This window comes from Pyramidobacter sp. C12-8, assembly GCF_002007215.1.
GTDB lineage: Bacteria > Synergistota > Synergistia > Synergistales > Dethiosulfovibrionaceae > Pyramidobacter.
In genome coordinates this window covers 1-12,766 of sequence record NZ_MUHX01000001.1, presented here as the reverse complement: position 1 = coordinate 12,766, position 12,766 = coordinate 1, and the positions used below count along the sequence as shown (strand labels likewise).

The window sequence follows — 12,766 nt, the reverse complement described above, 5'->3', positions numbered from 1 at the left end:
ATCGAAATCGGCTCATACCGTTTTACCGGATCCAGCGGCGGCGTTCCGCCGCGAATTCCCCGCCCACTCCAGCTGACCGCTCAGCAGCTCGTCGAGCGTCTGCCGGCGCACCGCCACGCGGGCCTGTCCGTCGCGGGCGAAGATCACGGCGGGGCGCAGGGCGCAGTTGTAGGTGCTGAACATGGAATAATTGTAGGCGCCCGTCAGCGGCACGGCCAGCACGTCGCCGCGGCGCAGCTCCGGCACGGGAGTGTCGAGCGTCAGCACGTCGCCCGTCTCGCAGCACGGCCCGGCGATCGCGGCGCGGCGGTCTGCGGGGCGTTCCGTGTCGTTGACCAAGAGCACCCCGTATTCCGCCTGGTAAAGCTGCGGGCGCGGGTTGTCCGTCATGCCGCCGTCCACCGCCACGTAGGTGCGCACGCCGGGGATCTCCTTGACGCCCTGTACCGTGTAGAGCGTAATTCCCGCCTCGCCCGCTATCCACCGTCCCGGCTCGAAGGCGACTTCGGGACGCTCCAGACCCAGCTCGGCGCAGCGCGCGTCGACGCGGTCGAGGATGGCGGCGACAAAGCGTTCCGCCGGCGCTCCGGCCTCGCCGGGACGCTCGGGAATGGCGAAGCCGCCGCCGAGGTCGAGCTCGCGCGCCGCGAAGCCCGTCGCTTCGCGCAGCTTCAGCATGATCTCCGTCATGCGGTCCGCCGCCCGCAGATAGGTTTCGACGTCGCGGATCTGGCTGCCGACGTGGACGTGCAGCCCCGCCAGGTCGAGCCCCGACGCGCCGAGGGCGAAGCGCACGGCGCGCTCCAGATGCGCCAGAGGCACGCCGAACTTGCAGTCCTTCTGCGCCGTCTGGATGGAACGGTGCGTACGCGCCTCGATGCCGGGGCTGAGGCGCAGCAGGATCTTCTGCCGGGCGCCGCGTTTCGCGCAGAGGCGCGCCAGCAGCGCCAGCTCGTCTTCGCTGTCGACCGCCACCGCGCCGACGCCGCGTTCCAGCCCGGCGGCGAGGAACTCTTCCGTCTTGGCGTTGCCGTGCAGCGTCACGCGCTCCGTCGGGAAGCCCGCCGCGCAGGCGATATGGAACTCGCCCGGCGACACGGTGTCGAGGCACAGCCCTTCTTCGTCGATCAGGCGGGCCATGGCGGCGTTCAGAAAAGCCTTGCCGGCGTAGCAGACGCGCGCGTTCCGCCCCGCTGCCGCGGCGCGCAGCCGCCGGCAGCGGTCGCGCAGCATCGTTTCGTCCATCACGTACAGCGGCGTGCCGTATCGTTCGGCCAGCGTCACCGTATCGCAGCCGCCCCAGATCAAATGATTCATCGTCATCCCATCCCTTCGGAAAAGTTCATAAAAAAGCGCGTCCCTGTGTATTTTTCGCAAATACACAGGGACGCGCTTCTCATTTTCGGCACGCGGTACCACCCTGCTTGAACGCAGCCGTCCTGCCGGGAGGACCGTGACAGCGCGGGAAGCAAAAAGGCTCGTCCCCGCGCTGTAGGGACGAGCCTGAAATCAGTCTCGCGGTACCACCCTTCTTGGACGCATCGCTGCATCCCGCTCGGACCCGATCACGAGGGTCAATCCGGGAAATCTACTCCGGCGTCGAATGCGCTTTTTCAATCCCAGCTCCCCGGGCCTTGCCCGCCGGATTCTTTCACGCGGAAACCCTTTCAGCCTGTGGGATCTCCTCTCTGGCACCGTGAAAATGACGAATCGACGGGATCCGGTTCATCGCCTTTATCCCTATTCATCTGTTGCTGAAAATTATAACCGCAGTTTCCCGTCTGTCAAGGGCGAAATCGAAATAATTTTTCACTGTTCCGTCAATTCCGACAGCCATTTTTCGCAAGCGTTTTTTCCCGGCCGCCGCGGCGAAACCGCCGTCGCTTCAGCCTGATACTGGAAAAAAGGCGGTGTTTGTGGTATTTTATTATAAAGAAGAGGGTCTTTATTCCGTGGCTGCACTCATTTTTCCCGGACGATCTGCGTAAAAATCCATTCTCAAGAGGCAGGAGGGACTGATTCACATGACAGCACGCATCATCACCATCGGTCGCGAATACGGCAGCGGCGGACGCAGCATCGGCGAACGGACTGCCCAAATGCTGGGGTACGGATTCTACGACAAGGTCCTGATCGACCTCGCCGCCAAGAAGAGTGGTTTTGCCATCGATTACATCAGAAACACCGAAGAGCAGGTCACGCCCAACTATTTGTTCAACCTGGCCGCCAACGGCTATTACGCCAACTCGATGTTCATCAACGACGGACTGCCCGCCTCGGACAACCTCTTCATCCTGCAGAGCAAGATCATCCGCGAACTGGCCGAGAAAGCTCCCTGCGTCATCGTCGGGCGCTGCGCCGATTACATCCTGCGCGACCGCACCGACTGCCTGAACGTGTTCATCCACGCGCCGCTGGCCGACCGCGTCGCCCGCGCCGTCGGCGAATACGGTCTGCCCGCGGAGGGCGCCGAAAAAACCGTGCAGCGCAACGACAAGATCCGCTCCAAGCACTACCAGTATTACGCCGGCAGCAAATGGGGCCATATCCATCGCTACCACCTCACACTCAACAGCAGCGCCTTCGGCTGCGAGGCCGCCGCGGCCCTGATCGTCGAGACCGCGCGGCGGTTCGGGTAAAACTGGCCGCAGACAAAGACGAATCAAAATGTTCCACGTGGAACACTCGGTTTGGAATGACGGATGACGCTTCTTTGCAAACTATTGACTGAAAATAAGGTGTCGCTTTTCGACAACGAACGAGCCGCCGCGGGGGATCTTTTTGCGTCCCCGCGGCGGCTCGTTTTTACAGAATGTCGATGTACTCGCCGGCCAGCGCCTTGTTCATGCTGCGCACGGCGCAGAATTTGCCGCACATGCTGCAGGTTTCGCTGTGGTCGTCTTCGGGGGCCCGGCTTGCGCGGATGGCTTTGGCGGTCTCCGGATCGACGGCTTCCAGCCACTGCGCGTCCCAATCGAGCTTGCGCCGCGCCGCGGCCATGCGGTCGTCCTGCTCGCGCGCGCCGGGAATGCCCTTGGCGATGTCGGCGGCGTGGGCGGCGATGCGGCTGGCGATGATGCCCTGTTTGACGTCGTCCACGTTGGGCAGGGCCAGATGTTCGGCGGGCGTGACGTAGCACAGGAAGGCCGCGCCGTTGGCCGCCGCCACCGCGCCGCCGATGGCGGCGGTGATGTGGTCGTAACCGGGGGCGATGTCGGTGACGAGGGGGCCGAGCACGTAGAACGGCGCGCCCCGGCAGATGGTCTGTTGCACTTTCATGTTGGCGGCGATCTGATCCAGCGGCACGTGCCCCGGGCCTTCGACCATGACCTGAACGTCCTTCGCCCAAGCGCGGCGGGTCAATTCACCGAGGCGGACGAGCTCCTCGATCTGGCAGACGTCGGTGGCGTCGGCAAGACAGCCGGGGCGGCAGGCGTCGCCGAGGCTGATGGTGACGTCGTGCTCGCGGCAGATGTCGAGGATCTCGTCGAAATGTGAGTAGAACGGATTTTCCTCGCCGGTCATGCTCATCCAGACGAAAACGAGGCTGCCGCCGCGGCTGACGATGTTCATCGCCCGTCCGCAGTTTCTGATCTGCTCGATGGTCTTGCGCGTGATGCCGCAGTGGAGCGTGACGAAATCGACGCCGTCCTCCGCGTGCAGGCGCACCACGTCGACGAAGTCCTGAGCGCTGAGCGTGGCGAGGTCGCGCCGGTAATGGATGACCGCGTCGTACACGGGCACGGTGCCGATCATGGCGGGACACTCGCCGCACAGTTTGCGGCGGAAAGGCTGCGTGTCGCCGTGGCTGGACAGGTCCATGATGGCTTCGGCGCCCATATTCACGGCGCTCATGACTTTCTGCATTTCCACGTCGTAGTCCTTGCAGTCGCGGCTGACGCCGAGATTGACGTTGATCTTGGTTTTGAGCATGCTGCCGACGCCGTTAGGGTCGAGGCCCCGATGCCCGCGGTTGGCGGGGATCACGGCTGTGCCTTCGGCCATCCAGCCCATCAGTTCCCGAACGCTGCGGCGTTCTTTTTTCGCGACGATCTCCATCTCCGGCGTGGCGATGCCGCGGCGCGCCGCTTCCATTTGCGTGTGGTAATTTCGCTCCATATGACGGACTCCTTTCCTGCTTCCGCTGCGGACAGCGGATTTTCCGCGGAACCGGCGCTTTTGCCCGAACGAAAAACAAGGGAGCGGACTCCTCGTGCGGAGCCCGCTCCCTCCATTTTTTTCTGCGTCTTCCTCCGCGGGCATTATCCCAACAGGTTCACGGGTCGGAACGCCAGTTCCCTCTCAGCCTGCGTGACGCAAGCTCCCCGGTTCGCTCTTCGTTTGATGCAGGACCAGTCTAGCAGGCCGCGGCCGATTTGACAAGCGCCCCGCGGCGGCAAAAGGCGAAAAATTTCTATTTCCCGCGGCTTTTGCCGTAATCGAGCGCCAGCGCCGACAGCAGCTTCACGCCCAACGGCACGACGGCGTCGTCGACGCGGAACTCGGCGCTGTGATGCGGCGTGTCGGTGCCCATGCCGAGGTTGAAGTACGCGGCGGGGATTTTTTCGCCGTAGTAGCTGAAATCCTCGGATCCCATGGCGAACTCGCGTTCCACAAGACGATCCTCAAGCCCTTCGGCTTTCGCCACGTCCAGGATCCAGTCGGTGACGTCGGGATCGTTGACGGTGACCGGATAGACTTTTTCGTACTTCAGATCGGCCGTGCAGTTCCACGCCGCGGCGATGCCGTCGACGATGCGGTGGAAGCGTTCGGGCATGGCTTCGCGCGTTTCCATGTCGGAGCAGCGCACGGTGCCGCACATCGTGCAGGTATCGGGAATGACGTTGCGGGCTTCGCCGGCTTTGATGGCGCCGATGCCGACGACAACGGGTTCGAGCGCGCTCACTTCCTGCGGCGCGATGGCCGTCAGCGCCGGCACCAGGGCCGCCGCGCAGAGCATCGGATTGACGGCGCGGTGGGGGCTGGCGCCGTGGCCGCCCTTGCCACGGATGACGATGTCCCAGATGTCGGCGGAGGCCATCATCGGCCCTTTCTTCCAGCCGATTTTACCGGCCGGCATCTGGCTCTGCACGTGCTCGCCGATGATCGCGTCGACGCCTTCGAGCGCGCCGTCGGCGATCACCGCGGGCGCGCCGGAGCCGGGGCCCGCTTCCTCGGCGGGCTGGAACAGGAACCTCACCGCGCCGCAAAGTTCGTCCCGGTGCTCCTGCACCACCTGAACGACGCCGGCGAGGATAGCCGCGTGGGCGTCGTGCCCGCAGGCGTGCATGACGCCCGCGCATTCGGACGCGACGTCGTGGGACGGATCCTCGGCGACGGGCAGCGCGTCGATGTCGGCGCGGATCATCAGCGTCGGTCCGGGCTTGGCCCCCTTGATCTCGGCGACGAGGCCGCACTGAGTGCCCTTGAATCCTTTTTTGATCACGGAAACGCCGAGTTCCGCCATCCGGGCGGTGATTTTTTTCGTCGTCTCCACCTCGCGCCAGGAAAGTTCCGGGTGACGGTGAAGCTCGCGGCGCAAGGCCACGGCCGCTTCGGAAGCGCGTGTGACGCTGTCCTGCCTGTCTGCCATCATAAAAGACTCCTTTCGAATCGTTTGAATTGTCGGCCCCGCGCCGCGGAGCCGCTTTCAGCCGCAAAACTAGAAAAACTTGACGAGGAACGCCGCCAGGAACACGGAGGCGATGGTGACCGTGGTGAATCCGGCGATGAGCATCTTGGGAAGCACGTGCGAGAGGACGAACTCCCGCTCTTCGTCGCTGCCGCCCAGCTGAGCGGCGACTTCCTCGGAGATGATCAGCGTGCCGGGGAAACCGATCATGCACGTGGCGCTCAGCGCCGCGGAAAGGCCCCAGCTGTACTTGAATATTTTACTCAAAAGGATGGAAGCGATAAAGATGCCGGCGACCGTGGCACCGAAAACGATGAACAGCGGCCCGAGCAGATCGAGGATCATGCGCGGCGTCGCCTTGGCCAGCCTGATGTAAATGGGGATCATGATCGCGAACATGACCATGCCGTTCGCGTTGCCCAGCGTCATGATGTTCGTCTCGATGAAGCCCAGCTCGTGAAAGACGATGCCGAAAAGCAGCGCCATCACAAAAGGATGCACGGCGTCGCCCAGCAAGGACGCGGCCTTGAAGCTGAGCCAGGCGACGGCGAACGCTTTGGCGATGTAAACGTAGCTGGTCTGCCAGCGCTGGGGCATCGGCGGGATCAGTTTCTCCCACTTGGACGTGCCGGGCTGCCCCGCCGCCAGCGCGCGCTCGCCGGCGGCGAAACGGGCCTTGAGCTTTTTGCCCTCGTGCAGCAGGCAGTTGGAAGCGATGGGAATGCCGAAGAACCCCTGCACCGTCAGCAGCATCGTCACGAACACGCCGATCGCCGTCAGCCCCTTGGCGTCGGCCGCCTCGGTCATGATCAGCCCGGCCACGACGCCGCCCGACACCGGGCCGGTCGCCGCCACGGCATAGTCCCAGCCGATGAAAGGCGACGCGGCCAGTAGGATCGCGCCGGCGCCGGCGCACATGCCGAGGAACGACACCGCCACCGTCCTCCACTCCTCCCGCAGCTTGCGGGCATCCATCATGCTGCCCATCTGCACCATCAGCAGGGCGATGAACGACGTGGCCAGCGGCACCATCTTGCTGTCCTCGAAAAGAGTCGTCGGCACCCCGCTCCAGAACAAAGCCAGGAAAATCACCGAGCAGATGAACATCATGCTCACGCGGGCACGGGTCTTCATCGCCAGAAGGTTCGCCGCAGCGTACACGAGAGCGATGACCGTCAATGCGCTTAACTGATCCATAAATACCCCACCTTTCGGGAATTGGCAACGAAAATTTTTTCAAGCGCTTATTTTACGCAAAACGCCTCTCCGGAAAAGGCGTTTCGGTAAAAACGGGAGAATAAAAAAAGACCGGCTCCCGCATGGGGACCGGTCCTTGATCTTTGCGCCACGACGCGTTAAACGTCGGACCTCAAGGGGATTCCCACGCCATGGACGCCGTAATAAAAGCTAAAGTAGAACTGCTGCGAGCTCATTCTTCTCATGACGCGGGAACGCTCCTTTCTTTCTCAGTTAACGCCGCGCACCGCGACGAAAATATTTTTACACCCGGACACTAAAAAGTCAATACCTGAACAAGGCAAAGCTCCGGCATTTTTACTTTCTTCTTCCACGAGGCGGCCCTGTCCCGCCAGCAGGGCGCGCTTCGGCCGGCTCTTACGGACCGTTCCCTCTTATGCGCCGCTCATGACGCGGGCCGCCCAGCCGGAGTCCTGCAGGATCGCGCGCCCTACGCCGATCAGGTCGGCCTTCCCTTCCCACAGCAGTTTTTCCGCGCCGGCGCCGGTGACGACGCCGCCGGTCAGCAGCACGGGGACGGAAACCTTTTCCTTCACCGCCGCGGAAAGCCGGCTGAAATAGCCCTCGCCGTCCAGCCCCGGCACGATGTAACCGCACATGCCGCCGGACAGGCTGATCATGTCGACGCCGCAGCGCTCGAAGAATGCCGCCGCCCGCGCGCCGTCCTCCGCTGTCGCTCCGCCGGGCATGTAATCGCCGGCGCCCAGGCGCAACGCCACGAGGTAATCGTCGCCGACGGCCTCGCGTACCGCGGCGATCACACGGCCGTGCAGGCGCACGCGGTTTTCCGGCGAAATGCCGTATTCGTCGCCGCGCCGGTTCGTCAACGGCGAATAAAATTGGTCGAGCAGATAGCCGTGAGCCGAATGGAGCTCCACGCCGTCAAAGCCCGCCTCTTTCGCGCGGCGGGCGGCCGCGGCGAAATCGCGGACGATTTTGTCCAGCCCGGCCGCGTCCAGCGCCACGGGGACGCGCGTGCCGCGGCGCGGGTTCGTCACCGCCGAAGCGCCGTACGCCGGCAGCCCCGTCACCTCTTCTTTCGCCAAGCTGCCGGCGTGGTTCAGCTGAGCCACGAGCGGCGAGCCGTTGGCGTGCACCGTCCGTACCAGCCGGCTCAGCCCTTCAACGTCGCTGTCGCGCGAGATCGAAAGCTGGCACGGACTCGCCTGCCCTTCCGGACTGACGTAGCAGTGCTCCGTTTCGACCAGGCCGATGAATCCGCCGCGGGACTTCTCGTCGTACCAGGCCAGCGTCGCCGCCGTCACCGCGCCGCGATCGGCCTTTTCCGTCGCCATGGGCGGCATCACCAGACGGTTTTTCAGCGTCACGTTTTTGATCGTCACAGGTTCCCGCAAAAGTCGCATCTACATCGCCTCTTTCAGCACCGATTTTGTGAAGAAAAACAGCTCGGCTTTCATTATGGGGCAGCCGGCCTCCGATTTCAAGACCGGAACGAAGCGACAAAAAACGGCGCCCGAATCGCTTCGGACGCCGTACATTCGTCTGGTGGAGGTAAGGGGATTCGAACCCCTGACCTTTTGAATGCCATTCAAACGCTCTCCCAGCTGAGCTATACCCCCAGATGCGTCACCCGTGTCCCGGATGACTCGTGCATATTAGCACGACTTCATCAAAATTGCAAGAGGGCACAATATTCCCCCGCGCCCAACGGATCGCGGTTCAACGAACGGAACGGGGCGCTGCGTCTTTCCCTAATGGATCTTCAGGTACTTTTCGGGCACTTCGATGTCGGTCATGTGCTGCGGGCCGGCGCCGAGCATGTAGGTGTCCTGAAGGATGAGGATATGGTTTTTCGACTCCACGTCGGTCTGCGCGTCGGCGTAGTAGCGTCCCTTCCACGAGGAGTTCGGCGACTCGGCGTCGAAGAATTTGATGACTTTGGGGATCTCGAAGTAACGGCGGAACTTCTGGTGCGTGACGCCCTGCTCGATGCAGTCGATCGCGAATTCGCCCAGCGCCTTGGAGGTGGTGAAGCCCAGAGAGTAGGCCCAGACGCCCATGCGTCCGCCGGCGCCGCGCGCGATCACGGTGTCTTCGACGCGCTTGAGGATCGCTTCGAAGTTACCGCTCACGTCGGCGAGATCGAGCCCCAGCGCGCCGGGATAGCCCATCAACGGCGAGGGCAGGTCGGCCTCGATGAAATAGCCGCCGTGCTCGACGATGCTCTTCAGCATCGGTTCGGTCTGCGCGTCGTTGGTGCAGAAGAAGGCCGTGTCCTTGCCGTACTTGTCGATCCAAGTGGGCATCTTTTCGAGGATGAACTGCTGCGCGCCGGCAACGCCCACGTCGCTGGTGGGATCGGGAGCGGTCTCGAAGTGGAAGCCGAGGCCGATGTCCTTGCAGGTCTGCTCCATGATCATGCGGCGGCGGGAAAGAAGCTCGTAGCTCATGTGGCGGGGGAAGGAGATGTGCACGAAGTGCTTGCACCCCAGGCGCTTGGCCAGGACGATGTTCAGATAGCCGCGCGACAGGTTGTCGTTGCCCACGGTGAGATCGGAGATGCTGTCGATGACGCTGGGATCCTCATGGGCTTCGCCGACGAAGAGCAGCATCTCGGGACGCTTCTCGCGGATACGGCGGAACGCCTCGGTGGTGCCGGGGATGCCCTGGTTGACGATGACCGCCTTCATCAACGGGTCGTCGGCAAAAGCCGCGATCTGGGAAATGGTCGTCTCCTGCTCGGTCATGAAGCTGTCGGGATAGGTTACGTGCTTGATCATGCCGCCGTCGGTGACGTCGCCGTATTTCTGGATCAGCGCTTCGGCGCCGCGAAGGTCGTCCTCCGATTGCGAGACCGTGCCCGTGCAGATGCCGATGTGGAACTTCGCCGGCTCGGCCGCGCAGGCCGCCCCCGCGAACACCGCCGCGCCCAAAAGCAACGCCGCTGCCAGATGGTATTTTTTCATATTTTTTGCCCCCTCTTTCAACTGTTAAAAGATAAATTACGAGCCACGTGGCAATTTTAATCTATTTTAAATTAACGGTCAAGAAGGGCGACATAAACATTTTTACGATAAAATATTTCCGCCGCAAGCGACGCCGCAAAGCACATGCAAAGCCACATCCGCAGCGAGCCGATTTTTCTCGAACCATACGGCAAGACCAAAACGAAACAAATCCCGTGGAACAAAAAAACGGGGAGCGCTCTTTATTCGAAAAAGAGCGCTCCCCGCTGCCGCGCGCCTAGTGGATCTGCAGATATTTTTCGGGAATCTCGACTTCGGTCATGCGCTGCGGCCCGACGCCAAGCGTGTAGGTGTCCTGAAGGAGCAGCACGTGATTTTTCGCCTCCACGCCCGTCTGGGCGTCGGCATAGCAGCGCCCTTTCCATGACGAGCTCCCCGATTCCTCGTTGAAGAAACCGATCACTTTCGAAACGGTGAAGTAACGCCGGAACTTCTGATGCGTGACGCCCCGATCGGCGCAGTCGATCGCGAATTCGCCCAGCGCCTTCGTCGTGGAAAAGCCGAGTGGATAGCGCCACAATCCCATGCGGCCCTTTCCGCCGCGCGCCACCACAGTATCCTCGAGGCGCTTCAGGATCGCGTCGAAATCCCCCGCCGCGTCGGACAGGTCGAGCCCCAGCGCGCCGGGAAAACCGATCAGGGGCGAATCGCCCTCGATGAAATAGCCGCCGAGCTCGAGAACGCACTTGAGCAACGGCTCCGACTGCGCGTCGTTTGTGCAGAAAAACGCCGTATCCTTGCCGTATTTGTCGAGCCAGCTGGGCATCTTTTCGAGAATGAACTGCTGCGCGCCCGCCACGCCCACGTCGCTGGTAGGATCGGGAGCGGTTTCGAAATGGAACTCGACGCCGATGTCCCTGCAGGTCTGCTCGATGATCTTACGACGGCGCGAAAGCAGCTCGTAACTCATATGACGCGGGAAGGAGATATGCACGTAATGCTTGCACCCCAGCCGCTTGGCGAGAACCACGTTCAGATAGCCGCGCGAAATCATGTCGTTGCCCGTAGACAGATCGGCGACGCTGTCGATCACCTGAGGATCCTCCTGCGGGTCGCCGCTGAACAGCAGAATATCCGGCCGCTTTTCGCGGATGCGCCGGAACGCTTCCGTCGTGCCCGGAATGGCCTGATTGACGACGACGGCCCTCATCAGCGGATCGTCGGCGAAAGAAGCGATCTGTGAGATCGTCGTCTCCTGCTCCGTCATGAAATTGTCGGGATAGGTCACGTGATTGACGATGCCGCCGTGCATCACGTCGCCGTATTTTCTGATCAGCGCTTCGGCGCCGCGCAATTCGTCTTCCGACTGCGAAACGGTTCCCGTGCAGACGCCGATGTGGAACTTCGCCGGCTCCGCCGCAAAAGCCGTTCCCGAGCACCAAGCCGCTCCCAGAACCAACGCCGCTGCAAAATATTTTCTCATACCTTCCGCCACCTCTTTCCATAAATTTTGCTCCGCGCCACAGAGTAATTTTAATATATTGAACATAAAGAGGCAATCTTCGGCAAAAAACTACGGCCCCACCCGGCAGATGCCGCAGCGCGCCTGATTCCGACAAAAACAAAAAAGAGCCCGGCGCAATGTCGGACTCCCTTGCGAATTCAGCCGCGCCACCGCAGCTGCGGGGAAGATCAACCAAAGATCAATCCTTGGCGGGAATCACGTGAATCGCCTTGATCAACAAATGCACCCTGTCGCCGGGATTCAGATCCAGCTCGGCCACTGAATCACTTGTCAGCACGGAACTGAGTTTGCCTGCGGCATCAAGGGTGCATTCGATCTGCGACATAATCTCGCCCTTCTTCACCGCCTGGACCGTCGCCATCAGGTCGTTGCGAACGCCGTATTTCATAAAAAAGCCTCCTTCGATTTTATTTTGACCATAAATCAATATTAAACTATCATCGCCTCACCCGATTGTCAATGAATCTCTTATAAATATTATTCTTTTAAGAATAGATATCCAAACGCCGCCCAACATTTTTGCAGTTCAATCGCCGGCTCCGGACAAAAAAGTTCCGGCTCTTTCGAACCGGAACCCGTCTCTCCGAAAAAATCATTTCGCGCCGCCCAAAAATCCACCGAGGAACGGCCCCGCATACTGCCAGATCAGATAAACCGCGATCACGATCAGCATGACGATCTTGAGAACCCGCTTGAAACCGGCGGTTCCCGCGTTCTTGGGCATCACGTCGCCCAACTTCTTGCGATAAGAAACGCCCTTGCCCAGGCCGAGATTTCCGAAGATGCCGTTCGTGCCGACGTTGATGCTCTTCCCCTTCGGCCCGATCGTGGCGCTGACGCCGGTTTTGCTGATGTTGATGCTGATGCCGGGCAGAATTTTGATGCTCTTTTTAAAGCGCAACCCCATGTTGTCCAGCCTCCTTCGAATATATCCGCGCCCCGCAAAAACGCGCGTCCGCAAAACAGCCCTCCATATACGACTCAATTTGTACATAAATTATAACTTACGGCAAGACGCTGTCAAATAAGTTTTCCGTGGAAGAACGCCATGAAGGAAGCCCCCGTCAGACCTTCAGTGCCAGCTGTTTCTCGCCGTTATGGATACCCCGGCGGCAGCCCGTTGTAACGGCACGTGGTGTCGAAGATAAGTCGAGGACAAAGAGACAATTACCGTTTCAGGCCCATCTTCTCATCCAAGAAAAACTTGGCGATGCTGAACGCGCAGCCTCTTTTGATAGTGCAACGAACTGTAGAAAAGGAGATGAAAAAGATATGGCTTTTTCATTCGGCTGACCGATGAAAAAAAACATCTTGCCGCCAGCTACGTGAAGCTGCATTCGATGTTCATCGGAGAAGTCTTTAAAACCTAGATTCCCGTAACCCCACACTAGAAAAAGACAACCAGCCCAGCTGAATCCCGCTAAG

The 12,766-nt window shown here is 61.1% G+C and carries 13 protein-coding genes and 1 tRNA gene; 3 read left to right on the top strand and 11 right to left on the bottom strand.

What is annotated here, in order from left to right; genetic code table 11:
- Positions 1 to 12: 12 nt before the first annotated feature.
- On the bottom strand, positions 13 to 1,317 hold the full coding sequence (lysA, locus tag B0D78_RS00060; RefSeq protein WP_078014953.1) for a diaminopimelate decarboxylase: 1,305 nt from the start codon (positions 1,315 to 1,317) through the stop codon (positions 13 to 15).
- Between the two features lie 286 nt (positions 1,318 to 1,603).
- On the opposite strand from lysA, the gene B0D78_RS12675 reads away from it, so the two are divergent.
- On the top strand, positions 1,604 to 1,894 hold the full coding sequence (locus tag B0D78_RS12675; RefSeq protein WP_078014952.1) for a hypothetical protein: 291 nt from the start codon (positions 1,604 to 1,606) through the stop codon (positions 1,892 to 1,894).
- Positions 1,895 to 2,024: 130 nt separating this feature from the next.
- A complete protein-coding gene (locus B0D78_RS00050) occupies positions 2,025 to 2,639 on the top strand; it encodes a cytidylate kinase-like family protein (protein WP_078014951.1) in 615 nt (204 codons plus the stop codon).
- A 166-nt stretch (positions 2,640 to 2,805) separates the two neighbouring features.
- Here the strand turns inward: B0D78_RS00050 and thiC are convergent, their stop codons facing one another.
- The 6 genes from thiC to B0D78_RS00020 form a co-directional block, all read right to left on the bottom strand.
- Positions 2,806 to 4,119: a phosphomethylpyrimidine synthase ThiC gene (gene thiC, locus B0D78_RS00045; protein ID WP_078014950.1), complete on the bottom strand. Its 1,314-nt coding sequence runs from the start codon at positions 4,117 to 4,119 to the stop codon at positions 2,806 to 2,808.
- 295 nt (positions 4,120 to 4,414) lie between these two features.
- Complete coding sequence (locus B0D78_RS00040) at positions 4,415 to 5,593, bottom strand: M20 metallopeptidase family protein (RefSeq protein WP_078014949.1); 1,179 nt, start codon at positions 5,591 to 5,593, stop codon at positions 4,415 to 4,417.
- A 69-nt stretch (positions 5,594 to 5,662) separates the two neighbouring features.
- Positions 5,663 to 6,829 carry a hypothetical protein gene (locus tag B0D78_RS00035; RefSeq protein ID WP_078014948.1) on the bottom strand — a complete coding sequence of 389 codons (1,167 nt, stop codon included), beginning with the start codon at positions 6,827 to 6,829 and terminating at the stop codon, positions 5,663 to 5,665.
- A 434-nt stretch (positions 6,830 to 7,263) separates the two neighbouring features.
- Entirely contained in the window at positions 7,264 to 8,253 is a 990-nt protein-coding gene (locus B0D78_RS00030; RefSeq protein ID WP_078014947.1) for an NADH:flavin oxidoreductase, read from the bottom strand.
- A gap of 140 nt (positions 8,254 to 8,393) precedes the next feature.
- Positions 8,394 to 8,469: transfer RNA gene (locus B0D78_RS00025), tRNA-Ala, on the bottom strand.
- A 132-nt stretch (positions 8,470 to 8,601) separates the two neighbouring features.
- A complete protein-coding gene (locus B0D78_RS00020; protein WP_078014946.1) occupies positions 8,602 to 9,816 on the bottom strand; it encodes a DUF3798 domain-containing protein in 1,215 nt (404 codons plus the stop codon).
- A 47-nt stretch (positions 9,817 to 9,863) separates the two neighbouring features.
- Between B0D78_RS00020 and B0D78_RS12670 the strand changes: the two genes are divergently transcribed.
- On the top strand, positions 9,864 to 10,097 hold the full coding sequence (locus B0D78_RS12670) for a hypothetical protein (protein ID WP_168169933.1): 234 nt from the start codon (positions 9,864 to 9,866) through the stop codon (positions 10,095 to 10,097).
- On the opposite strand, the gene B0D78_RS00015 is transcribed toward B0D78_RS12670, so the two are convergent.
- The 4 genes from B0D78_RS00015 to B0D78_RS13165 form a co-directional block, all read right to left on the bottom strand.
- A complete protein-coding gene (locus B0D78_RS00015; RefSeq protein ID WP_078014945.1) occupies positions 10,094 to 11,299 on the bottom strand; it encodes a DUF3798 domain-containing protein in 1,206 nt (401 codons plus the stop codon). The genes B0D78_RS12670 and B0D78_RS00015 overlap by 4 nt on opposite strands.
- Positions 11,300 to 11,519: 220 nt before the next feature.
- A complete protein-coding gene (locus B0D78_RS00010; protein ID WP_078014944.1) occupies positions 11,520 to 11,729 on the bottom strand; it encodes a TOBE domain-containing protein in 210 nt (69 codons plus the stop codon).
- A gap of 204 nt (positions 11,730 to 11,933) precedes the next feature.
- Positions 11,934 to 12,248: a DUF4236 domain-containing protein gene (locus B0D78_RS00005; RefSeq protein WP_078014943.1), complete on the bottom strand. Its 315-nt coding sequence runs from the start codon at positions 12,246 to 12,248 to the stop codon at positions 11,934 to 11,936.
- 268 nt (positions 12,249 to 12,516) lie between these two features.
- A partial coding sequence (locus B0D78_RS13165) for a hypothetical protein (protein ID WP_205948230.1) occupies positions 12,517 to 12,766 on the bottom strand: 250 nt, incomplete at its 5' end.

Bases quoted from the DNA above. Each gene is read 5' to 3' on its own strand.
- lysA (WP_078014953.1), bottom strand. From the start codon at position 1,317: ATGAATCATTTGATCTGGGGCGGCTGCGATACGGTGACGCTGGCCGAA.
- B0D78_RS12675 (WP_078014952.1), top strand. From the start codon at position 1,604: ATGCGCTTTTTCAATCCCAGCTCCCCGGGCCTTGCCCGCCGGATTCTT.
- B0D78_RS00050 (WP_078014951.1), top strand. From the start codon at position 2,025: ATGACAGCACGCATCATCACCATCGGTCGCGAATACGGCAGCGGCGGA.
- thiC (WP_078014950.1), bottom strand. From the start codon at position 4,119: ATGGAGCGAAATTACCACACGCAAATGGAAGCGGCGCGCCGCGGCATC.
- B0D78_RS00040 (WP_078014949.1), bottom strand. From the start codon at position 5,593: ATGGCAGACAGGCAGGACAGCGTCACACGCGCTTCCGAAGCGGCCGTG.
- B0D78_RS00035 (WP_078014948.1), bottom strand. From the start codon at position 6,829: ATGGATCAGTTAAGCGCATTGACGGTCATCGCTCTCGTGTACGCTGCG.
- B0D78_RS00030 (WP_078014947.1), bottom strand. From the start codon at position 8,253: ATGCGACTTTTGCGGGAACCTGTGACGATCAAAAACGTGACGCTGAAA.
- B0D78_RS00020 (WP_078014946.1), bottom strand. From the start codon at position 9,816: ATGAAAAAATACCATCTGGCAGCGGCGTTGCTTTTGGGCGCGGCGGTG.
- B0D78_RS00015 (WP_078014945.1), bottom strand. From the start codon at position 11,299: ATGAGAAAATATTTTGCAGCGGCGTTGGTTCTGGGAGCGGCTTGGTGC.
- B0D78_RS00010 (WP_078014944.1), bottom strand. From the start codon at position 11,729: ATGAAATACGGCGTTCGCAACGACCTGATGGCGACGGTCCAGGCGGTG.
- B0D78_RS00005 (WP_078014943.1), bottom strand. From the start codon at position 12,248: ATGGGGTTGCGCTTTAAAAAGAGCATCAAAATTCTGCCCGGCATCAGC.